Source organism: Streptomyces chartreusis NRRL 3882 (assembly GCF_900236475.1).
Classification (GTDB): domain Bacteria; phylum Actinomycetota; class Actinomycetes; order Streptomycetales; family Streptomycetaceae; genus Streptomyces; species Streptomyces chartreusis_D.
Genome location: NZ_LT963352.1, coordinates 8,439,592 through 8,460,143, shown reverse-complemented (window position 1 = coordinate 8,460,143; position 20,552 = coordinate 8,439,592). Strand labels below are relative to the sequence as shown.

Annotated in this window: 17 protein-coding genes; 13 read left to right on the top strand and 4 right to left on the bottom strand. The window is 72.1% G+C overall.

Annotated elements, in window-relative coordinates; all coding sequences use genetic code 11:
• Nucleotides 1–47: 47 nt before the first annotated feature.
• Nucleotides 48–2,204, top strand: coding sequence for a SpoIIE family protein phosphatase (locus SCNRRL3882_RS38175; RefSeq protein ID WP_040903315.1), 2,157 nt, complete (start codon nt 48–50; stop codon nt 2,202–2,204).
• Nucleotides 2,205–2,430: 226 nt separating this feature from the next.
• Here SCNRRL3882_RS38175 and SCNRRL3882_RS38170 read toward each other — a convergent pair whose 3' ends face one another.
• Entirely contained in the window at nt 2,431–3,834 is a 1,404-nt protein-coding gene (locus SCNRRL3882_RS38170) for a S1 family peptidase (protein WP_029181216.1), read from the bottom strand.
• Between the two features lie 743 nt (nt 3,835–4,577).
• Between SCNRRL3882_RS38170 and SCNRRL3882_RS38165 the strand changes: the two genes are divergently transcribed.
• The 9 genes from SCNRRL3882_RS38165 (at nt 4,578) to SCNRRL3882_RS38125 (ending at nt 14,081) form a co-directional block, all read left to right on the top strand.
• Complete coding sequence (locus SCNRRL3882_RS38165; protein ID WP_010040515.1) at nt 4,578–4,793, top strand: hypothetical protein; 216 nt, start codon at nt 4,578–4,580, stop codon at nt 4,791–4,793.
• 116 nt (nt 4,794–4,909) lie between these two features.
• On the top strand, nt 4,910–5,716 hold the full coding sequence (locus SCNRRL3882_RS38160) for an HlyD family efflux transporter periplasmic adaptor subunit (protein ID WP_010040517.1): 807 nt from the start codon (nt 4,910–4,912) through the stop codon (nt 5,714–5,716).
• Complete coding sequence (locus SCNRRL3882_RS38155) at nt 5,713–7,938, top strand: NHLP family bacteriocin export ABC transporter peptidase/permease/ATPase subunit (RefSeq protein ID WP_010040519.1); 2,226 nt, start codon at nt 5,713–5,715, stop codon at nt 7,936–7,938. The genes SCNRRL3882_RS38160 and SCNRRL3882_RS38155 overlap by 4 nt, the downstream gene beginning before the upstream one ends.
• Nucleotide 7,939: 1 nt before the next feature.
• Nucleotides 7,940–10,762: an NHLP bacteriocin export ABC transporter permease/ATPase subunit gene (locus SCNRRL3882_RS38150; RefSeq protein WP_010040522.1), complete on the top strand. Its 2,823-nt coding sequence runs from the start codon at nt 7,940–7,942 to the stop codon at nt 10,760–10,762.
• Between the two features lie 87 nt (nt 10,763–10,849).
• On the top strand, nt 10,850–11,857 hold the full coding sequence (locus tag SCNRRL3882_RS38145) for a hypothetical protein (protein WP_010040524.1): 1,008 nt from the start codon (nt 10,850–10,852) through the stop codon (nt 11,855–11,857).
• A 48-nt stretch (nt 11,858–11,905) separates the two neighbouring features.
• A complete protein-coding gene (locus SCNRRL3882_RS38140; RefSeq protein ID WP_010040526.1) occupies nt 11,906–12,094 on the top strand; it encodes a hypothetical protein in 189 nt (62 codons plus the stop codon).
• 108 nt (nt 12,095–12,202) lie between these two features.
• Complete coding sequence (locus SCNRRL3882_RS38135) at nt 12,203–13,216, top strand: iron-containing redox enzyme family protein (protein ID WP_010040527.1); 1,014 nt, start codon at nt 12,203–12,205, stop codon at nt 13,214–13,216.
• Between the two features lie 45 nt (nt 13,217–13,261).
• Nucleotides 13,262–13,894 carry a HemK2/MTQ2 family protein methyltransferase gene (locus SCNRRL3882_RS38130; RefSeq protein ID WP_010040529.1) on the top strand — a complete coding sequence of 211 codons (633 nt, stop codon included), beginning with the start codon at nt 13,262–13,264 and terminating at the stop codon, nt 13,892–13,894.
• Nucleotides 13,875–14,081, top strand: a complete 207-nt coding sequence (locus SCNRRL3882_RS38125) for a CDGSH iron-sulfur domain-containing protein (RefSeq protein WP_010040530.1) — start codon at nt 13,875–13,877, stop codon at nt 14,079–14,081. Before SCNRRL3882_RS38130 ends, SCNRRL3882_RS38125 begins: the two co-directional genes overlap by 20 nt.
• A gap of 155 nt (nt 14,082–14,236) precedes the next feature.
• Here SCNRRL3882_RS38125 and SCNRRL3882_RS38120 read toward each other — a convergent pair whose 3' ends face one another.
• Complete coding sequence (locus SCNRRL3882_RS38120; RefSeq protein ID WP_010040531.1) at nt 14,237–14,671, bottom strand: protease inhibitor; 435 nt, start codon at nt 14,669–14,671, stop codon at nt 14,237–14,239.
• A gap of 325 nt (nt 14,672–14,996) precedes the next feature.
• On the opposite strand from SCNRRL3882_RS38120, the gene SCNRRL3882_RS38115 reads away from it, so the two are divergent.
• From SCNRRL3882_RS38115 to SCNRRL3882_RS38105, 3 genes are all read left to right on the top strand, one after another.
• Nucleotides 14,997–15,581 (top strand): hypothetical protein, encoded by a 585-nt coding sequence (locus SCNRRL3882_RS38115; RefSeq protein ID WP_010040532.1) that lies wholly within the window; start codon nt 14,997–14,999, stop codon nt 15,579–15,581.
• 205 nt (nt 15,582–15,786) lie between these two features.
• Nucleotides 15,787–17,397 carry a purine-cytosine permease family protein gene (locus SCNRRL3882_RS38110; RefSeq protein ID WP_010040534.1) on the top strand — a complete coding sequence of 537 codons (1,611 nt, stop codon included), beginning with the start codon at nt 15,787–15,789 and terminating at the stop codon, nt 17,395–17,397.
• Complete coding sequence (locus tag SCNRRL3882_RS38105; protein ID WP_010040537.1) at nt 17,394–18,089, top strand: alpha/beta fold hydrolase; 696 nt, start codon at nt 17,394–17,396, stop codon at nt 18,087–18,089. The genes SCNRRL3882_RS38110 and SCNRRL3882_RS38105 overlap by 4 nt, the downstream gene beginning before the upstream one ends.
• Nucleotides 18,090–18,242: 153 nt before the next feature.
• Here the strand turns inward: SCNRRL3882_RS38105 and SCNRRL3882_RS38100 are convergent, their stop codons facing one another.
• Together SCNRRL3882_RS38100 and SCNRRL3882_RS38095 are read right to left on the bottom strand one after the other, a co-directional pair.
• Entirely contained in the window at nt 18,243–19,883 is a 1,641-nt protein-coding gene (locus SCNRRL3882_RS38100) for an RICIN domain-containing protein (RefSeq protein ID WP_029181217.1), read from the bottom strand.
• A gap of 290 nt (nt 19,884–20,173) precedes the next feature.
• Nucleotides 20,174–20,551 carry a hypothetical protein gene (locus SCNRRL3882_RS38095; RefSeq protein WP_029181218.1) on the bottom strand — a complete coding sequence of 126 codons (378 nt, stop codon included), beginning with the start codon at nt 20,549–20,551 and terminating at the stop codon, nt 20,174–20,176.
• Nucleotide 20,552: the final 1 nt, after the last annotated feature.

Genomic DNA, 20,552 nt, shown 5'->3' with positions numbered 1-20,552 from the left:
AGGGAGGACATTTGTTCCTGAGTCCGGTCGCGCGGCCGTGCGAGGAGGTGGTCGGCGTGTCCGACGGGCAGTCGTCCGCGCAGGCGCCGGCAGCCGCCAGGACGCCGGTCGGCCGTCCCCTGCTGTCCCTGGCGCTGGCCTCGATGATGGACGAGGTGCACGCCCACTCCGGCGCGGTCTACCTGCTGGCGCAGGACCAGCCGGTGCTGGAGATGGCGGTGATGGCGGGGCTGCCCCGGGCGTTCGCGGCGCCCTGGGAGCGGGTGGGGCTGAGCGCGCCGATCCCCGTCGCCGACGCGGCGCGCGAGCGGCGGCTGGTGTGGGTCGGCGGCGAGGAGGAGATGGCCCGCCGCTATCCGCGGATCGCCATGGTGCTGCCCTATCCGTTCGCCCTGGCCGCGGTGCCGGTGGCCACCGAGTCCACCGTGTACGGCGCGGTGTTCGTGACCTGGCCGGGCGGGCATCCCCAGGAGCTCTCCGACCGGGAACGCGAGCATCTGACCGCGGCCTGCGGACGGCTGGCGGTCCGGCTGGAGCGGGCCGCCGAGCACAGCATCCCGCCGCACCCCGAGACGGATCTGGTCGCCTCCCCCCTGGTGGGCGGGATGGCCGGCACGCTCGGCACGGTCGAGGCGGCCCGGATGGTGAGCCGGCTGCCGTACGGGCTGGTCTCGCTGGATCTGCACGGGCGGATCGGCTTCGTCAACGCGGCGGCGGCCGAGCTGCTGAACGTCCCGGTCAGCCGGCTGCTCGGCACGCAGCTGTGGGCGTCGGTGCCGTGGCTCAACGACCCGGTGTACGAGGACCGTTACCGGGCGGCGCTGATGAGCCAGCACACCGCCTCGTTCGTGGCACTGCGCCCGCCCGGCGAGTGGCTGTCGTTCCGGCTGTATCCGAGCACGACGGGCCTCAGCGTCCGGATCACCAGGGCCCGCGCCGTGGCGGAGATGAACCGGACCGCGCCGCCGCCCGACGGGACGCCGACCCGGCTGGTCACCATCACGCAGGTGCTGAACCTGGCCAGTGCGCTCACCGAGGCGGTGGGGGTGCAGGACGTGGTGCAGCTGGTCGCGGACGAGATCGCCCCGGCGGTGGGCAGCCAGGCCCTGGTGCTGCTGGGTTCGCGGGCCAACCGGCTGCGGGTGCTCGGGCATCGCGGATACCGGGACGCGGCCGTGGTGGAGCGGTTCGACGGGATGCCGCTGACCGAACCGACCCCGGGCACACAGGTGCTGCGGACGGGCGTGCCCGCCTTCTTCGAGTCGCAGGAACAGCTGGAGCGCCTCTACCCGGCGCGGGGCGCGACGCCCGACGGGTTCGCGGCCTGGGCGTATCTGCCGCTGATCGCCCAGAGCCGGCCGGTGGGGACGTGCGTGCTCTCCTACACCGAGCCGCACCCCTTCCCGACGGAGGAACGGGCGGTGATGACCAGTCTGGCCGGGCTGATCGCCCAGGCGCTGGAGCGGGCGCTGCTGTACGACGCCAAGCACCGGCTCGCGCACGGCCTCCAGGAGGCGCTGCTGCCGCACTCCCTGCCGTCGCTGCCCGGCATCGAGGCGGCCGCCCGCTATGTGCCGGCCACGCAGGGCATGGACATCGGCGGCGACTTCTACGACCTGGTGCGCACCCAGGGCATGGCGGCGGCGGTGATCGGGGACGTGCAGGGCCACAACGTCACGGCGGCCGGTCTGATGGGGCAGGTCCGCACCGCGGTGCGCGCGTACACGGCCGTGGGCCAGGCGCCCGAGGAGGTCATGCGCAGCACCAACCGGCTGCTGCTGGACCTGGGGGCCGACCTGTTCGCCAGCTGTCTGTACCTGCGGCTCGACCCCGCGCACGGCCGGGCCGTGATGTCCCGGGCGGGTCATCCGCCTCCGCTGCTGAGACGCCCGGACGGGCGGGTGCGCGTGCTCGACCTGGCCGGCGGCCCGCTGCTGGGCATCGACGCCTCCGCGGTGTACCCGACGACGGAGGTCGCCCTCGCCCCCGGCTCGCTGCTCGTTCTCTACACCGACGGGCTGGTCGAGTCCCCCGGCACCGACTTCGAGGAGGCCCTCGCGGGCCTGGGCCGTCGCCTGGCCGACGCCGGGGACCAGCCGTTGGACGAACTGGCCGACAGCCTCGTCCGCCCGGAGCACCACCGCGGGGACGGGGAGGAACGGCTCGACGACATCGCCCTGTTGCTGCTCCGCGCCGTCGGATAGGGGCCCGACGGGGCGGTACGGGGCGACCCACCCGGTCGGGCCCCGCTGACACGCGGACGGGCCGGCCCTCCCGCCGGAGGGCCGGCCCGGTCCACCGCCGACCGGAACCGCACGACCGCGGCTCGGGCCGGCCGGTGGCTGGGAACGCCGGTGGGCCGGCCCGGTCCCGCCAGGAAGGGGGCGGAACCGGGCCGGCAGCGTCGGACCGGCTGCCGACGTCCTGGGGTCAGCGGGACTCGGTCAGACCGGAGTCGTCCTCGACCCCCTGGCCCGTGTCCTGACCGGCGCCCGCACCTGCTCCGGCGCCCGCTTCCTCGCCGCCGGCCTGCTCACCGGCACCGGCACCCGCGCCGGCCTCTTCACCGGCACCGGCTTCCTGGCCCGCACCCGCGCCGGCCTCGCCGCCGGCTCCGGCCTCCTCACCGGCGCCCGCTTCCTCACCGGCACCGGCACCGGCGTCCTGGCCCGCACCGGCGTCCTCGCCGGCACCGGCCCCTTCACCCGCGCCGCCGCCCGCGCCGAGGGTCGCGCCGACCGCCTCCAGGGCGGTGGTCACCGGCTGGAAGAACGTCTCGCCGCCGACCGTGCAGTCGCCGCTGCCGCCCGAGGTCAGGCCGATCGCGAGACCGTCCTGGGTGAACAGCGAGCCGCCGCTGTCGCCGGGCTCGGCACAGACGTTGGTCTGGATGAGGCCCGTGACCGTGCCCTCCGGGTAGTTCACCGTGGCGTCGAGGCCGAGGACCTGGCCGTCGTTGAGCCCGGTGGTGCTGCCCATCCGGAAGACCTCCTGGCCGACGGTCGCCTCCGCGGCCTCGGTGATCTGGACGGTCTGGTCTCCGGTGTTGACCTCGCTGGGCGCCTCGGTCGCCGGGTCGTCGTACTTCACGAGCGCGAAGTCGCCGTCGCCGGGGAAGGTCGACTGGTCGACGGTGGCGATCGGCTGGCCGCCCTGCGTGTCCGACCACTCGTTGCCGCCGAGGGTGCAGTGACCGGCCGTCAGGAAGGCCGGCGAGCCGTCGCCCGCGGTGACGTTGAAGCCGAGGGAGCAGCGCGAGCCGCCCGCGAAGATGGCGTCACCGCCCGAGACGAACGGCTTGAAGGTGCCCGCGGACTTCTTGATGGTCGCCATGCCGGAGCCGAGGCTCTGCACGGTGGACTCCAGTCTGTCCCACTTGGCACCGGTCACGGTGCTGTCGGCCGTCACCAGGAGCTTGTTGGTGACCGGGTCGATCGACCACGAGGTGCCCGCGATGGTCGCGTCCGACTTCAGGGTCTGCGCCCCGCTCTGGAGCTCCGACCAGCTGTTGTCGACCTCGCGGACCTTCGCGCCCGCCGCCTTCGCCTGCACGATCACGTTGTTGTTGTCGCCCGGTACGACGTTGACCACGAGCTGCTGGCTGTCGCTGTCGTAATAGGAGCCGCCGAACGCTTCACCGAGTAGCCCGGAGAGCTGCGAGGCGAGATCCGAGGCGTCGCCCGCCTTCAGGGTCTTCGGCGCGGCCGCCGCGTCGTCGGACGAACCGTCCTGCGAGGCGTTGGCGTTGGGGAGCAGGATCGCGGCCGCGCCGAGCGCCACCACGCTGCCCGCCGCTATCGCGGCCTTGCGCTTCGGAATTCGCTTGTGACTCAAACTTCTCTCCTCCTGGGGGACGGAGTAGGTGCCGCCGTCCGGCAGCTTTGGGGGGCGCCTGGATGGCTGTTGGTACGCACGGGCCGTCCGGGGCGTTCAATTCCGTTTGCAAGTGATCCGTTCGCATCGCGGAATCAGCCAACTCCCGCCGACCGAGCACCGGCCGCACGGTCTGCGACCGTCCTGGTCACAGCGGCACGCCGGAACAGGTGACGTGCGTCGGCCCCCGGCCGCCCATGGCCGGATGACGGCGTGTCAGCCACAGGGTTCATGACGACTCGCCGAACCAACACGATCCGTATCCGACTGGAAACGATCTGTTGTGATCGTCGAGTCGAATCCCACCTTCAGCGAATCTGCACACCGAATGCTCAACCCGGTCACCGAGTCGAGGATTGACCACGCGCCCGCCGCGTCGGTCACGCCTTTGGGGCGGGAGTGCCGGATTCGCCGCTCCACGGGACAAGGGGTCGGATGAGCCGATGCCGTGCCGCATGTGAAGAACTCGCCACCAAGGCGTGCACATACCTGCACGCTTCGGTGCGGCGGGGGCGCAAGTTGCCTGGTGAGACGGCTGGTTGATTGGAAGCGCGCGCCCGCAGCGTGCTTTGATCCATCGCACCGCGGGGGCCGCACAGGGCACTCGGAAACGAGAGTCCGGCACTCGCGGTCGCGGCCGTCATCTGTCCCCAGAGGGGGCCGCTCCCCCCTTGTGAGATATCCATACGAAGGGAAGTTCCACCATGAACTCCACCCCCCAGGTTGAGACCGTCGAGATCGCCGACGCCGAGCTCGACGCCGTTTCCGGCGGCCTGTCCGTGAACGCCGTGAACACCGTCACCGACACGGTCGACAGCATCGCCCCGGTCTCCGGCCTGGTGAACACCGCTGTCGGCACCGTCGAGGGTGTCACCGGCCTGAACACGGCCCCGGTCACCAACCTGGTCTCCGGCCTCTGATCGAGCCCCAGTGCCGTTGACTCCCGGAGCCGCAGCCGGCGGTTCCGGGATCTTCGGGTGCCGTAACAGCCTCTGCTGCGGCCGTAAGAACCTCTTCTACGGGTGAGGGAAGTTCCTTGCAGTTCCGCCAACAGGCCCTCGCCAAGCTTCAGTCACCGGAGGAACTCGACCTTCCGGTGCGTTTCGCCCGCCCGCAGGGCTGGCTCGTGCTCTCGGTGACGGTCGTCGCGATGGCGGCCGCCTCGGTGTGGGCGGTGACCGGCTCGGTGACCTCCACCGTCAGCGCACCCGCCATCCTCACGCACGGGCAGGGCAGTTATCTCCTCCAGAGCCCCGTCGCGGGCCAGGTCACCGCGGTGCTCGCGAAGCAGGGCGAGACGTTGCCGGCCGACTCCCCCGTTCTCAAGGTCCGTACGCCCAAGGGCGAAGCCGTCGTCCGCACGCTCGACGCGGGCCGTGTCTCCGCGCTCGCCGCGACCGTCGGGCAGATCATCCAGACCGGCGCGAACGTCGCCGCCGTCGAGAAGGTCGCCCACACCAAGGACCCGCTGTACGCGACGGTCTACGTCCCCGCCGAGAACGCCGCCTCGATCCCCGACGACGCCGCCGTCGACCTGACCGTGCAGTCGGTGCCGACGCAGGAGTACGGCGTGCTGCGCGGCCATGTGAAGTCGGTGGACCGCTCGGCCCAGTCGCCGCAGCAGATCGCCGCGTTCCTCGGGGACAGCCAGCTGGGCGAGCAGTTCACGAAGAAGGGCAGGCCGGTGGCCGTGACGGTCCGGCTGGACAAGTCGTCCGCCACGAAGAGCGGGTACAAGTGGTCGTCCGCGGACGGGCCGCCGTTCAAGCTGACCTCCATGACGCTGGCCTCGGGGTCGATCCGGCTGGCCGACCAGCGTCCCGTCGACTGGCTGCTGCCGTGACCGCGACCGCACCGGACACCCGGGGCCGGCGCCGCGCCGCCCCGCCCAAGCGCAAGGTGCCCAAGGCCGGGGCGAAGACCGTCCGCACGCCCACCGTGCTCCAGATGGAGGCCGTGGAGTGCGGCGCCGCCTCCCTGGCGATGGTGCTCGGCCACTACGGCAAGCACGTCCCGCTGGAGGAGTTGCGTATCGCCTGCGGCGTCTCCCGCGACGGCTCGCGCGCCAGCAATCTCCTCAAGGCGGCCCGCAGTTACGGCCTGACGGCCAAGGGCATGCAGATGGACCTGGCCGCCCTCGCCGAGGTGAAGTCGCCGGCCATCCTGTTCTGGGAGTTCAACCACTACGTCGTCTACGACGGCATGGGCCGCCGGTTCGGCCGCCGTGGCGTCTACATCAACGACCCCGGCAAGGGCCGCCGCTTCGTCCCCATGGAGGACTTCGACGGCAGCTTCACCGGTGTCGTGCTGGTCATGGAACCCGGCGAGGACTTCGCCCGGGGCGGCCGCAAGCCGGGCGTCCTGGGCGCGATGCCCGCCCGGCTGCGCGGGACCGCGGGCACGATGCCCGCCGCCGTCCTGGCGAGCCTGTTGCTGGTGGCGGTCGGCGCGGCGGTGCCCGCGCTCAGCCGCACCTACATCGACGAGTTCCTGATCGGGAACCAGACCTCGCTGCTGGGCGTGCTGTTCGCGTCGATGGCGGCGTGCGTGCTGCTCACGGTCGTGCTCACCTGGCTCCAGCAGGCCAACCTGCTGCGCGGCCGCATCATCTCCTCGACCCTCTCCAGCGCCCGCTTCCTGCGCCATCTGCTGCGGCTGCCGGTGACGTTCTTCTCCCAGCGCAGCCCCGCCGACCTGGTGCAGCGGCTGCAGTCCAACGACGCGGTCGCCGAGACCCTGTCCCGCGACCTCGCGGCGGCGGGCGTGGACGCGGTCGTCGTCGTCCTGTACGCGGTGCTGCTGTACACCTACGACCCGCAGCTGACGTTCGTCGGCATCGGCGTGGCGCTGCTGAACATCGTGGCCATGCGGGTCGTCATCCGGCTGCGCGCCACGCGCACGGCGAAGCTGCGCGCCGACACGGCCCGGCTCACCAACACCGCCTACACCGGCCTTCAGCTGATCGAGACGATGAAGGCGACCGGCGGCGAGGACGGCTACTTCCGCAAGTGGGCCGGGCAGCACGCCACCACGCTGGAGGAGCAGCAACGACTCGGCGTGCCGAGCGCCTGGCTGGGCGTGGTCGCGCCGACGCTGGCCACCCTCAACAGCGCGCTGATCCTCTGGATCGGCGGCATGCGGGCGGTCGAGGGCCACATCTCGGTCGGTCTGCTGGTCGCCTTCCAGGCCCTGGTCACCCGCTTCACGGCCCCGCTGACCCGGCTCAACGGCGTCGCGGGCCGCATCCAGGACTTCGCGGCCGACGTGGCGCGGCTGAAGGACGTGGAGAACTTCAAGGCCGATCCGCTCTACGGCCGCCCCGAGTCCGGCGAGTCGACGCGCCGCCTCCAGGGCCATGTCGAGCTGGAGAACATCACCTTCGGCTACAGCCCGCTCGACAAGCCCCTGCTCACCGGCTTCGACCTGACGGTCGGCCCCGGGCGGCAGGTCGCGCTGGTCGGCGGGTCCGGCAGCGGCAAGTCCACGGTGTCCCGGCTGATCTCCGGCCTGTACGCGCCGTGGGAGGGCGTGATCCGCATCGACGGACAGCGCATCGAGGACATCCCGCGCGGGGCGCTGGCCGCCTCCGTCTCCTTCGTCGACCAGGACGTGTTCCTCTTCGAGGGCACGGTCCGCGACAACGTGGCGCTGTGGGACCCGTCGATCCCGGACGAGGCGGTGGAGGACGCGCTGCGCGACGCCGCCCTGTACGACGTGATCACGCGGCGTCCGGGCGGCATCCACAGCAAGGTCGAGCAGGACGGGCGCAACTTCTCCGGCGGGCAGCGCCAGCGCCTGGAGATCGCGCGGGCGCTGGTGCGCCGGCCGAGCATCCTGGTGCTCGACGAGGTGACCAGCGCGCTGGACGCGGAGACCGAGCTGGTCGTGATGGACAACCTGCGCAGGCGCGGCTGTGCCTGTGTGGTGATCGCGCACCGGCTCAGCACCGTCCGCGACAGCGACGAGATCGTCGTCCTCCAGCACGGCACGATCGTGGAGCGGGGACGGCACGAGGAACTGGTGGCGCGCGGCGGAGCGTACGCGGCACTGGTCAGGGAGCGGTGAGATGACGGCCGTTCAGGGACACGAGGGCGACCTCGTCCTCAACGCCTTCGGGCAGATGGGCTCGCGCATCGACTGCGCCGGGTTCAACCGCCTCGATCTGGAGGGTCCGCAGGTGCTGTGGCTGGTCGCGGCGGGTGCCGTCGACCTGTTCGCGGTGGACGCCGGCCAGCAGGGCCACTGGCACCACCTCGGCCGGCTGGAGGCGGGCTCACTGGTGCTCGGCCCGGTCCCGGGCCCGCAGCACACCCTGGTGGCCCGCCCGCTGCGGGACTGCGTGGTGCACCGCATCGGCCTGCGCGAGCTGTACCAGCCCGCCAACACCGCGACCTGGTCGTACGACGAGTACGGCAACCCGCAGTACGTGCCGCCGACGACGAGCCCGCTGGAATACGCCCTCGCCCTGGGGGTCGGCCGCAGCCAGTCCATCCTCTTCCAGGCGCCGATGGCGAACGAGCGGGCCGCCGTCCCCACGGACGACGACGTGTTCTGGATGCAGGTGCCGCCGGGCAGCGTCCAGTACGGCTCGCTGTACGGCGCGGAGGCCGCGGCCGACCTGCTGATGGACCCGGCGCTGTGGCAGTCCATGGTCGACCAGCAGTACCGGCTGCTGACCACGCTGGACCGCTGGATCGAACAGCTGGAGCGCACCCACGAGTCGCGCACGGCCGAGGGCATCAAGGCCGGTGAGGCGGTGCGCGCCCAGGCCGACCGGACGCTGCTCGCCTCCATCGGCAAGCGGTCGTCCAAGCGGACCACCGCGGCCGACGCCGACGCCACGTACGCGGCGTGCAAGCTCGTCGCGCAGGCGGCCGGGATCAGCCTCACCGAGCCCACCCAGAAGGGCACGGGCGGTGACCGCCTCGACCCGGTCGAGCAGGTGGCCCTGGCCTCCCGCGTCCGTACCCGGGCCGTGCGCCTGGACGGCCGCTGGTGGCGGGACAACGTCGGGCCGCTGGTCGGTCACCGGGCGCTGTCCGGTGCGCCGGTGGCGCTGCTGTGGCGGCGTGGCGGATATGTGGCGGTCCATCCGTCCACCGGCCGTGAGACGCCGGTCGAGAAGGCCAACGCCGACGAGTTCGAGCCGCGCGCGGTGATGTTCTACCGCCCGCTGCCCGAGCGGGGACTGAGCCCCCTGAGGCTGCTGCGGTTCTGTATGCGGGGCACCCGGGGCGACCTGACGGGACTGCTGCTCAGCGGACTGGTCACGGTGGCGATCGGCGCACTGGTGCCCATCGCGACCGGCAAGGTGCTCGGTGAGTTCGTGCCGAAGGCGCAGACGGACCTCATCGTGCAGGTGTGTCTGGCGGTGATGCTCACCAGCGTGGTGTCGGCGGCCTTCATGCTGTTGCAGAACCTGACCATCCTGCGGCTGGAAGGCCGGGTCGAGGCCACGCTCCAGCCGGCCGTGTGGGACCGGCTGCTCAGGCTGCCCACGAGGTTCTTCACCGAGCGCTCCACCGGCGAACTGGCCAGCGCGGCCATGGGCATCAGCTCGATCCGCAGGCTGCTGGCGGGAGTCGGGCCGACGGTCGCCCAGTCGGTGACGGTCGGGGCGATGAACCTGGGGCTGCTGCTGTGGTTCAGCGTGCCGATGGCGATGGCGGCGATCGGCATGCTCGTCGTCATCGCGGCCGTGTTCCTGGGGCTCGGGCTGTGGCAGGTGCGGTGGCAGCGGCGGCTGGTCGTGCTCTCCAACAAGCTGAACAACCAGGCCTTCCAGACGCTGCGCGGCCTGCCCAAGCTGCGGGTGGCCGCCGCCGAGAACTACGCGTACGCCGCGTGGGCGTCCCAGTTCGCGCGCAGCCGTGAGCTCCAGCAGAAGGTCGGCCGCATCAAGAACCTCACGTCGGTGCTGGGCGCGGTGTATCTGCCGCTGTGCACGCTGCTGATGTTCATGCTGCTGGCGGGTCCGGCCCGGGGCTCGATGTCGGCGGCCGCGTTCCTCACCTTCAACACCTCGGTGACGATGGTGCTGACCTCGGTGACCCAGCTGACGAGCTCGTTCGTCTCCGCCGTGGCCGCGCTGCCGCTGTTCGAGGAGATCAAGCCGGTGCTGGACGCGACACCCGAGGTGCGCACGGCGAGCACGCGGCCGGGCCCGCTGTCCGGGGCGCTCGAGGCGCGGCGGCTGTCCTTCCGCTACTCGGACGACGGTCCGCTGGTGCTGGACGACGTGTCGTTCGAGGTACGGCCGGGCGAGTTCGTCGCGGTCGTCGGCCCCAGCGGCTGCGGCAAGTCGACGCTGCTGCGCCTGCTGATCGGCTTCGACCGCCCGGTGTCGGGCAGCGTCCTCTACGACGGTCAGGACCTGGCCGCGCTCGACCAGTCGGCGGTGCGCCGCCAGTGCGGTGTGGTGCTCCAGCACGCGCAGCCGTTCACCGGCTCGATCCTGGACGTCATCTGCGGTACCGAGCCGTACACGCCGGAGGAGGCGATGGCGGCGGCCGAGATGGCCGGTCTCGCCGAGGACATCAAGCGGATGCCGATGGGCCTGCACACCATCGTCTCGGGCAGCGGCGCCGTCTCCGGCGGCCAGCGCCAACGGCTGATGATCGCCCAGGCGCTGATCCGCCGACCGCGCATCCTCTTCTTCGACGAGGCGACCAGCGCCCTCGACAACGAGACCCAGCGCACGGTCATCGAGAGCACCAAGGCCCTCAACGCCACCCGGATCGTCATCGCCCACCGGCTGTCGACCGTGATGGACGCCGACCGGGTCGTGGTGATGGAGGACGGCAAGGTCGTCCAGCAGGGCCCGCCCGCCCAGCTGCTCGCCGACACGAGCGGCCGGCTGCACGAGCTGGTACGGCGCCAGATGACGTGACGATCCCCGGCCCGCCCGGTGGCGTGTCTTCGCCGTACTCCGGGGCCCTGACCGTTGGGCTCACCCAGAAGTGGGTACCCACGGCCCATGCGAATCAGCGTGGTGGACGTGGGATCGAACACGGTCAGACTGGTGGTCGCGGACGCGGACGGTGGCGTACCGCTTCCGGTGCACACCGCCAAGTGGCGGCTCAGGCTGTCCGAGCAGGTCACACCGGGGGGACCCATCCCGGAGCCGGCCGTGGAACAACTGGTGCACGCGGTCGCCGAGGCGAGCCGGACCGCCACCCGGTGGGGGGCGGCCGGTCCGCTGGCGTTCGCGACCGCCGTGGTGCGCGGCGCGTCGAACCGGCACGAGGTGCTCCACGCCGTCCGGTCCCGCACCGGCGTGGACCTGTGCACCCTGCCGGGCGAGGTCGAGGCGGAACTGACGTTTCTCGGGGCCCGGCGCTGGATGGGCTGGCGGTCGGGTCCGCTCGCCCTGCTCGACATCGGCGGCGGCTCGCTCGAAGTCGCCTTCGGGCGCGGCCGGTTGCCCGACTTCGTGGCGTCGCTGCCGCTGGGCGCGGGGCGGCTCACCCACGAGTTCTTCCAGGACGAGGACCCGCCGTCGCCGGAGCGGGTGCGGGCGCTGCGCCGCAAGGTCCGCCACCAGTTGAGGGACGTCGCGGCGCGGATCCGCTGGGAGGGCCCGCGCACCGCGGTCGCCACCTCCCGTACGTTCCAGCAGCTGGGACGGCTGTGCGGTACGGCGCCCGGACGCCACGGCCCGTTCGTGGACCGGCAGTTGCACCGCGCGGCGCTGCGGGAGGCGATCCCGCGGCTGGCCGCCCTGCCCGCCGCCGAACGCGCCGAGCTGCCCGGCATCTCCGCGCCGCGGGCCGCGCAGAGCCTGGCCGGGGCGGTGGTCGGGCACACCGCGATGAAACTGACCGGCCTCAGGTCCGTCACGGTCTGCCCCTGGGCGATCCGCGAGGGCGTGCTGCTGCGGCACATCGAGGACGGACCGGCGTGGTGGGCGGAGGTCACCCGCCGCACCGAGGAGGCGGCCCCTCCCGACCCGGTGCCGCTGCGCATCGCCACCGCCTCCAGCTGAAGCCCCGCAGACGAGAACGAACGCACCGAACGCAGGAAGGAGACCCCCGTGTCCCAGGACGACAACCACGACGGCTCCGACAAGAAGCCCGAGACGGCGCTGGAGGAGGTCCTGCGCGAGATCGAGGAGGCCGAGAACCGCACGCAGGACTCCGCCGAGCAGCGACGCCACCGGGGCGAGGCCGCAGAGGCCATCACCCCGAACACGCGCGCCCAGGAGGAGTCCCAGGGGGACTGAGAGGAGGGGCCGGGTCGGTCCGGCCCCTTCACGACGTGCCGGAGTCCCTTTCCGCGCGGGTGCTACGCGGGTAGGTGACTCCGGTCGCCGGCCGGGTACCCGGCGCGCATGGAGCACGACCGTGGAGAACCAGGACTGCCCACCCCGCGCGGCCCGCTGAGCAGGGGCGTCGAGGCCTACCTGCGGGGCGCGGGCCGGCTGCCCCGGCTGGAGGACGTCGCCCGTGCCGCGGTGTACGGCGAGGACCTCCAGCTTGCCCTGTACCTGTGCTACGAGCTGCACTACCGCGGGTTCGCGGGGGTGTCCCCCGACCGCGAGTGGGACCCCGACCTGCTGCGCACCCGGGCTGCCCTGGAGCACCGCTTCCTGTCCGCCCTGCGCTCCGACGCCCGGGTCCACGACGGCGTGGACGAGGCGCTGGCGGACCTCCTGGTCGAGCCCGTCGACGGCTCGGGCGTCAGCCACTTCCTGCGCGACGAAGGCGAGCTGTGGCACCTGCGCGAGTACGCGGCCCAGCGCTCCCTCTACCACCTGAAGGAAGCGGACCCGCACGCCTGGGTGCTGCCGCGGCTGTGGGGCCGGGCGAAGGCGGGGATGGCGGCGGTGGAGTTCGACGAGTGGGGCGGCGGCCGAGCCGACCGCGTGCACGCCCGGCTGTTCGCCGACCTGATGAAGGATCTGGGCCTGGACACCAGGTACGGCCGCTATCTCGACGCGGCGTCCGCCGAGGCCCTGGTCACGGTGAACCTCATGTCCCTCTTCGGCCTGCACCGGTCCCTCAGGGGCGCCCTGGTCGGCCACTTCGCGACGGTCGAGATCACCTCGTCGCCCGGTTCGCGGCGGCTCGCCGAGGCGATGCGCCGGGCCGGCGCCGGGCGGGCGGCCGAGCACTTCTACGACGAGCACGTCGAGGCCGACGCGGTCCACGAGCAGGTCGTGCGCCACGAGGTCATCGGCGGCCTGCTGGAGGTGGAGCCGCACCTCGCCCCGGATGTCGCGTTCGGGATCGACGCCACCGGATTCGTCGAGGACCGCTTCGGCGCCCGGCTGCTCGCCGACTGGCGTGCGTCACGTTCGTCACTGCGTGCACCGCTTGCCCCTGAAGCCGCCCATATCTCCTGAACAGCCGGGTACTCGAACCCCGTGAACCCACTGGTACCCCCGGGCGTGTACGCCCCGCAGGAGGACACCGAGCTGCTGGCCGGTGCCCTGTCCGACGAGCCGCTGCCGCAGGGCGCGGAGGTCCTGGACGTCGGCACGGGCACCGGTGCCCTGGCTCTGGAGGCCGCGCGCCGAGGCTTGCGTGTGACCGCCGTGGACGTGTCGCGGAGGGCGGTGTGGGCCGCGCGACTGAACGCTGTGCGGGCGGGGCTCCCGGTCCGCATCCGGCACGGGAATCTCTTCGACCCGGTGCGCGGCGAGTCGTTCGACCTGATCCTGGCCAACCCGCCGTACGTGCCGGCGCCGGACGGCTCCGGACGGCCGCCGCATGGCGCGGCCCGCGCCTGGGACGCGGGCGACGACGGACGGCTGGTCGTGGACCGGATCTGCCGGGAGGCGCCCGACCTGCTGCGTCCGGGCGGGGTGCTGCTGCTGGTGCAGTCCGCGCTCAGCGGCCCGGACCTGACCGTCCGCTGTCTGCGCTCGTCGGGCCTGAAGGCCGCGGTGACGCGCCGGCGACGGATCCCGTTCGGCCCGGTGCTGCGTGGCCGGGAACGCTGGCTGCGGGAGCGGGGGCTGCTGCCCGCCGCCGAGGACAAGGAAGAGCTGGTGGTCGTCCGTGCCGAACTCCCCGTCTGACCGGTCCGCGGCGCCGCGCCGCGTCACGGTCCAGCGCAAGGGTCCACTGCTGATGGAAGGCCCGGTGGAGGTGGAGCTGGAGGACGGTTCCGTCGTCACCTCGGACCGCTTCCGCGTGGCCCTGTGCACCTGCCGCCGCAGCCGCCGCTATCCGTGGTGCGACACGAGCCACCGCGACCGGGCCTGAGCCCGGTGCGCGGTGGCCGGTGAGCCCAGGGGCCGGCGGGCGGCCCCACTCCGCCCGCCGGCCCCCTTGTACGAGATCGCAGGTCCCCGCGACAGCGGCCCGGCTCCCCAGCCTCGAACCGCTGCACCTCACGGGAACAGCGCGATCCCGGTCTCTCAGAACGCGAAGACGCCGGAACCGTAGGCGTTCTTCACGCACTCGTTGGAGAACGTGCGCTCGTACGAGACCCTCTGGCCCTGCCAGACACCGTCGACGGTGACGACCACCGGGTCGTACTGCTTGGTGCACATCACGCCGCCCCTCGCGGTCAGGGCGTGGATGTCGCCGCCGACGCCGCGCAGTTCCGCGCAGGCGGAGCCGGCGACCGGGTGCGTGCCGGAGGCTGTCGGGGCACAGGTCAGGGTGACCGCGCGTTCCGGAGTCGCGGCGGCCGCGCTCTCACCGTGGCCCACCGTGAGGACGAGGGCCGACGGGGCGTAGAGCGCGGTGGGGGCCTGACCCGGAGAGGCGAGCGCGGCCCCGGTGAGGGGTCCGCAGACGGCGGTGGCCGTCAGGCCGAGGGTCATGGCCCAGCGCGCGGTGTTCCGCATTGTGTGCATCCTTCCGCTCGATTACAGGGTGTGCCGGCCCGTGCCCGGTCGGTGCCCGGGGCGGCGAGCGCGAGTCTGCCGAGTCCGCCGCGGAAACACACATCGACCCCACGGGTTTCAGTAACATTGCGTATTGAATCAGTGGCGCGAAGTTACGGAATCCGGCTGCGTGAAGCCCGTAACCGCACGGCGCCCGGAGATACGAAGCGGCCAGATGGCCGATTCCCGCACGCTCGTTAATAGGCCTGAAACATTCCGATTCCGCTCTCGGCCGACTGCTTCGTTGCCCCTTGTGTTCATGCTCTGGCCGAGTAATCGTCATTACATGATTACTAATGAGCAGCGGGAGAAACTGCGCGGCTGGTTCGCCGGCCGCCTTCCCGACGACCTCTTCGAGGAGCTGACCGAGATCACGGTCGACCGCGAGGAGATCACCGTGATCGGCCGCATCCCCGAGCCCCGCCTGGCGGAGGACGCCCCGGCCGCCGAGCGGGAAGCGGCCCTGGAGAGCCGTGTGCAGGAGTTCCGGGAACGCACGCGTGAGGACCGGATGGCCGTGGCCCGGGAGGCCGAGCACCGGTTCCGCCGGAAGGTGTCCTGGGGCGTGGAGTGCGGCGGGCAGCGGGCGCTCTTCACGCACGTGGCCGCGCCCGTCATGACGCGGCTGCGCCAGCCGGAGCGCCAGGTCCTCGACACCCTGATCGCCGGCGGCGTCGCCCGCAGCCGCAGTGACGCGCTGGCCTGGTGCGTGCGCCTGGTCCAGCGCCACACCGACGACTGGCTCACGGAGTTGCGCGACTCCCTCGAACACGTGCAGCGGGTACGCGCCCAGGGTCCGGACGCGGAGCCGGACCACGGTCCGCACACCGGGGCCGCCGACGACGCCCACGATGCCGACGACGAGGAGTGACTGCGAAGTGGAGGATTCGTCCACTGGCAGCACCGGGATTGGATGAACCGTCCTCTGGTGTCGTTCGCCTCCGGCGCCCTACCGTCGGCAGCACCCCAGAGGACGGGATCCGCACGCCGTCGCACACCCACGCGCCGGCGAGCGGCCGTCCGCCATGCCGCCGCGCCACCCCGCGCTCCACCGCCCCGTCCCCGCTGGAGCCCACTTGTCCTCGCCGGCCGAACGTCCCCCGGGCGCCGAACCCCCCTCCCCCGCCGCGTCTCCCCCGTCCCTGACGGAGGTCGAGACCCACGGTGTCGACCGCATCCCCGACGCCGAGCGCACCGCCACCGCGCTGGACCTGTTCCGGCTCGCCTTCGGCGGCGCCAACACCTTCTCCACCTGCGTCCTCGGCGCCTTCCCGATCCTGTTCGGCCTCTCCTTCTGGCAGGGTCTCGCGGCCACGCTCCTCGGGGTCGTCGCGGGCGCGCTGATCCTGTGCCCGATGGCGGTGTTCGGCCCGGTCAACGGCACCAACAACGCCGTGTCGTCCTCGGCACACCTGGGCGTGCACGGCCGTGTGGTCGGCTCGTTCCTCTCCCTGCTGACGGCCGTCGCGTTCTTCTCCATCTCGGTGTGGAGCTCCGGCGACGCCCTGGTCGGCGGCGCCCACCGGCTGTTCGACCTCGACCGGGGCGACGTCTCCTACGCCGTCGCGTACGCGCTGTTCGCGGTGCTGGTCCTCGCCGTGTGCGTCTACGGCTTCCGGTTCATGCTGTTCGTCAACAAGATCGCGGTGACCTCGGCGAGCGCGCTGTTCCTGATCGGCGCCGTGGCGTTCGCGGGGGACTTCGACCCCTCGTACGCGGGCGTCTTCACCGACTCGGCGGACGCGGCGACGACGGCCCTGTTCTGGCCGTCGTTCATCGGGGCGGCGCTGATCGTGCTGTCGAACCCGGTGTCGTTCGGGGCGTTCCTCGGCGACTGGTCGCGCTACATCCCGGCGAGCACGTCGCGCCGGAAGGTGATGGGGGCCGCGTTCCTGTCACAGCTCGCGACGCTGCTGCCGTTCCTGTTCGGTCTGACGACGGCGAGCATCATCGCGCACAAGGCACCGCGGTACGTCGACCCGGCGGCCCCTGACTACGTGGGCGGACTGCTCGCGATCTCGCCCGGCTGGTTCTTCCTGCCGGTCTGCCTGCTCGCGCTGATCGGCGGCATGGCGACGGGCACGACGGCGCTGTACGGGACCGGGCTCGACTTCTCGTCGGTGTTCCCGAGACTGTCCCGGGTCCGGGCGACACTGCTGGTCGGCGCCTTGTCGATCGGGTTCATCTTCGCGGGCCGGTTCGGGCTCGACCTCGTGCGGTCCATCTCCACCTTCGCCACGGTGATCATCACCTGCACCACGCCGTGGATGGTCGTGATGATGCTGGGCTACTGGACCCGGCGCGGCTGGTACGACCCGGAGGCGCTCCAGGTCTTCAACCGCCGTCAGCGCGGCGGTCGTTACTGGTTCGCGCACGGCTGGAACTGGCGGGGCATGACCGCCTGGTGGGTGTCGGCGCTGCTCGGTGTCCTCTTCACCAACATCCCCGGGCAGTTCGTCGGGCCGCTGGGCGATCTCGCGGGCGGCGTCGACATCAGTCTGCCGCTGTCGCTGGTCGTGGCGGCGGTGCTGTTCCTGACGCTGCTGCGGCTGTTCCCCGAACCCCGGGCGGTGTACGGGCCCGAGGGCGCGCGGCTGGCCCGGACCGTCGAGGTACCGGTGCCGCCGATCACCGGGCCCGGCGCCGAGGGGGCGCTGTCAGACCCTTCGGCTACGTTGCCGGCATGACCAACTTCGTACTGGTGGCAGGGACATGGCTCGGGGCGTGGGCGTGGGACGAGGTGGCCGCTCAGCTGCGCGCCGCCGGGCATGACGTCCACCCGCTGACGCTGTCGGGGCTCGCCGAGAAACAGGGCGCGGCGGCCGGGCTGGAGACGCACGTGCGGGACGTCGTCGACGAGGTGGACCGCCTCGGCCGGCGTGATGTCGTCCTCGTGGGGCACAGCTACGCGGGCATACCGGTGGGGCAGGCCGCGGAGCGGATCGGTGACCGGTTGCGGCGCGTGGTGTTCGTCGACGCGAACGTGCCGGTGGACGGCGAGTCCTTCCTGTCGGGCTGGCCGAGCGACCACGTACGGCAGTCGATCGCCGACCACGACGGGTTCTGGCCTCCGCTCGGCGCGCCGGACTACGCGGGGCAGGGGTTGACGGACGAGCAGATCGCCCGGATCGTCGACGGTTCGACCCCGCATCCGGGCGCCACGCTCACCGAACCGGCCGTGCTCGCCGGCGCCTCGGGCGACCTCCCGGCGACGTATGTGAAGTGCCTCCTCGACGGGGACGAGCCGATGCCGGCGGTGGCCGGGCTGCTCAAGAGCGACCAGTGGGAGCTGGTGGAGATGGCCACGGGCCACTGGCCGATGTTCTCGCAGCCGCGCGAGCTGGCCCGTGTCCTGCGCGCGTCGGTAGCGGCCACGTGACCAGCGGTCGGTGCCGGCGGCCGGCCGGGCTGATGGCGGAGCCGGGCTGAGACACCGGCGACGGCCGGGGCCCGGCGATCCCCTCCGGGAGGGGACCGGCCGCAGGCCCCGGCTCCACTCCCGCTCAGACCTCCGGGCTCGCGTTCACCTGGCTCATCCGGTCGGCACCTTCACCTGTCGTGCCACCGGGCCCTCCTCCTCCGCGATCGACAGGGAACCGGCCGTCGTCGGCACGGGCTCCGGCTGCCAGCGCTGTTCGTCGGAGCGGTCGCGGACCTTGACGACGATGTCGGCACCGGGGTCGTCGTTGGTGGAGGCGAGGGCGAGCTGCTCGTCCCAGCGGGGCAGCAACTGCCCTTGCACGGTGAGGTCGTAGCGCACGTCGTCGGCCCGTTCGGCGTCGTCCTCGGCGCAGGTGCCGAGGACGACGACGCCGGCGTCCTTGTGCGAGTCCAGGCACAGGCCGGGATCGGCGACGCTGCGCAGCAGCCCGTCGTCCTCGTACGTCCACTGCTGGGTCCACGCCGTCGAGCACTCCGCCAGCTGGGTCCCCGACCCCTCCTTCGGCAGGTCGCGGACGTCCAGACAGAGGTCGGCGCCGGCGTTGCGCAGCCGCGTCACTCCCGGTGCCGTCGGAAGCCCGGCCGTGTCGGGCGGGGTCACGGACCCGGCGCCGTTGCCGCCGGCGGCGCTGTTGGAGCCGGCCGGGTCGGCCTGCCCGCCGTCGTGGGACGACGCGCTGATGATGAGCACGGTCGCCAGCACCCCGGCCGACACCGCGCCGACGCCCGAGAGCAGCGCCCGTGAGGAGCGCGACGCGTCCGGGACGCGCACGCCCTGGACCCGGCGGACCCGCACGGGGATGCGGGACAGCAGGCGGTGACGTCCGCTCCCGGGCCGTCCGTCGCCCCGCCCTCCGCCACGCCGGCCCGCGCGGCCGCCCCGCGTCCCGTGCGAGGACCGGCCCGGGCGCGAGTCGAGGTAGCGGCGGACGCCCCAGCCGAGCACCGCTTCGGCGATCAGCGGCCCCAGTCCGCCCTCGAAATGGCTCAGTTGTTCGGCCGCGTTCCGGCAGTAGCGGCACTCCGCCAGATGCTCCTGGACGTCGGGCAGCAGGGCGCCGCCCCTGCGGATGGGAACGTCGAGGAGGCGGTTGTAGAAGCGGCAATCCTGGGTCGGCGCGAGTTCACGGTGGGCATGTACACAACCCTCGCGGAATGTGTCACGCGCTTGTTCGATTGCGGCCGACGCGATGTCGGTATCCATGCCCAGCAGACCTGCCGGGACGCTTAAAGGATCGGCCTCCACCTCGACGTGCCAGAGCAAACAGCGCGCGGCTGCGGGAAGTGCCTGAAATGCCCGCTCCGCGAGGACGCGATTTTCGGGCGTCATGGACGTCGCCGCGCGCAGTCCGCGTCCTCCGGCCGGTTTCTGCAGCGCCGGCAGTACGGCGGATATTCGATCGTCACCGGACCACTCCCGGACCGTGTCGCGCACGGTCACCAGGAGCGCCGGGCGCAGCGCGACGGCCGACTCGCCGAAGGCGAGGCGGTTCAGGGTCCGGTGGAAGGCGGTTCCCGTGACCATCTCGGCGACCCGCGCCGACGAGGCGAGACAGATGACCGCGTACTCGTACACCGGCTGCCAGTGCCGCGCCATCAGCAGCGCGACGGAATGGGCGGCGACCCCGCCCTCCGGACTGCCTCTCAGCGGGGCGGCGAGAGATTCATCGGATTCCCCGGGATCCCCGCCGGGCGGGGGATACGGGGGACGAGGGGGGTGGGGGGTGGGCACTGAGATGGTTCCTTCCCACGCGCATGTGACACACAGAAGTCCTGCCGCCGAAAAAGGAGCCCGGTTGGTGCGTACCTTTTTGGCGCGGCGCGGGAGGTGCGAATTCACCGACGGCGAATCGGACCCGGTCTACAAAACGCGTGCGACACCCGGCCATTCCCCCCGCACGTGTGTTTCACTCTTGCACAACCCCCACACGACCAACAAGGCGCCTGTGCAACATCAAGCCCATTGACAGAAAGTCAGAAACGGGAACACATACGCGCCGGTCGCACCGGTTTTCGACATTTTCAGATCTGCCAGGACCGCAGCCGGTCCGCCGCACCGTAGACGTCGGTCGTGCCGGACATCAGATCGCGGGCGAGGTCGACGAGGGCTCCGTAGGGCGGGTCGATGCCGACGCCGCTGACGAACATGTACGCCACGGCCGTCGCACACGCGAAGCGGGCGTTGGCCGAGGGCAGCGGCCGGAGCAGCGTGATGGTGTGCAGCAGCGCGGCGGCCCGCCAGGCCGGGTCGGAGTTCACGCCGAGGCGGGGCGGGTCGACACGGTGCCGGGCAACCGCGGCCACCAACGCGGAGAAGTCATTGATGGTGGGCTGGTCCGGCAGGACCTCTTCATGGCGCTGGAGCAGCCAGGGCACATCGATATGGAGGACGGGTGCCATC

Excerpts from the sequence above, each read along its gene's own strand:
- SCNRRL3882_RS38105 (WP_010040537.1), top strand. The coding sequence starts at position 17,394 with ATGACCAACTTCGTACTGGTGGCAGGGACATGGCTCGGGGCGTGGGCG.
- SCNRRL3882_RS38150 (WP_010040522.1), top strand. The coding sequence starts at position 7,940 with ATGACGGCCGTTCAGGGACACGAGGGCGACCTCGTCCTCAACGCCTTC.
- SCNRRL3882_RS38165 (WP_010040515.1), top strand. The coding sequence starts at position 4,578 with ATGAACTCCACCCCCCAGGTTGAGACCGTCGAGATCGCCGACGCCGAG.
- SCNRRL3882_RS38095 (WP_029181218.1), bottom strand. The coding sequence starts at position 20,551 with ATGGCACCCGTCCTCCATATCGATGTGCCCTGGCTGCTCCAGCGCCAT.
- SCNRRL3882_RS38145 (WP_010040524.1), top strand. The coding sequence starts at position 10,850 with ATGCGAATCAGCGTGGTGGACGTGGGATCGAACACGGTCAGACTGGTG.
- SCNRRL3882_RS38115 (WP_010040532.1), top strand. The coding sequence starts at position 14,997 with ATGATTACTAATGAGCAGCGGGAGAAACTGCGCGGCTGGTTCGCCGGC.
- SCNRRL3882_RS38135 (WP_010040527.1), top strand. The coding sequence starts at position 12,203 with ATGGAGCACGACCGTGGAGAACCAGGACTGCCCACCCCGCGCGGCCCG.
- SCNRRL3882_RS38120 (WP_010040531.1), bottom strand. The coding sequence starts at position 14,671 with ATGCGGAACACCGCGCGCTGGGCCATGACCCTCGGCCTGACGGCCACC.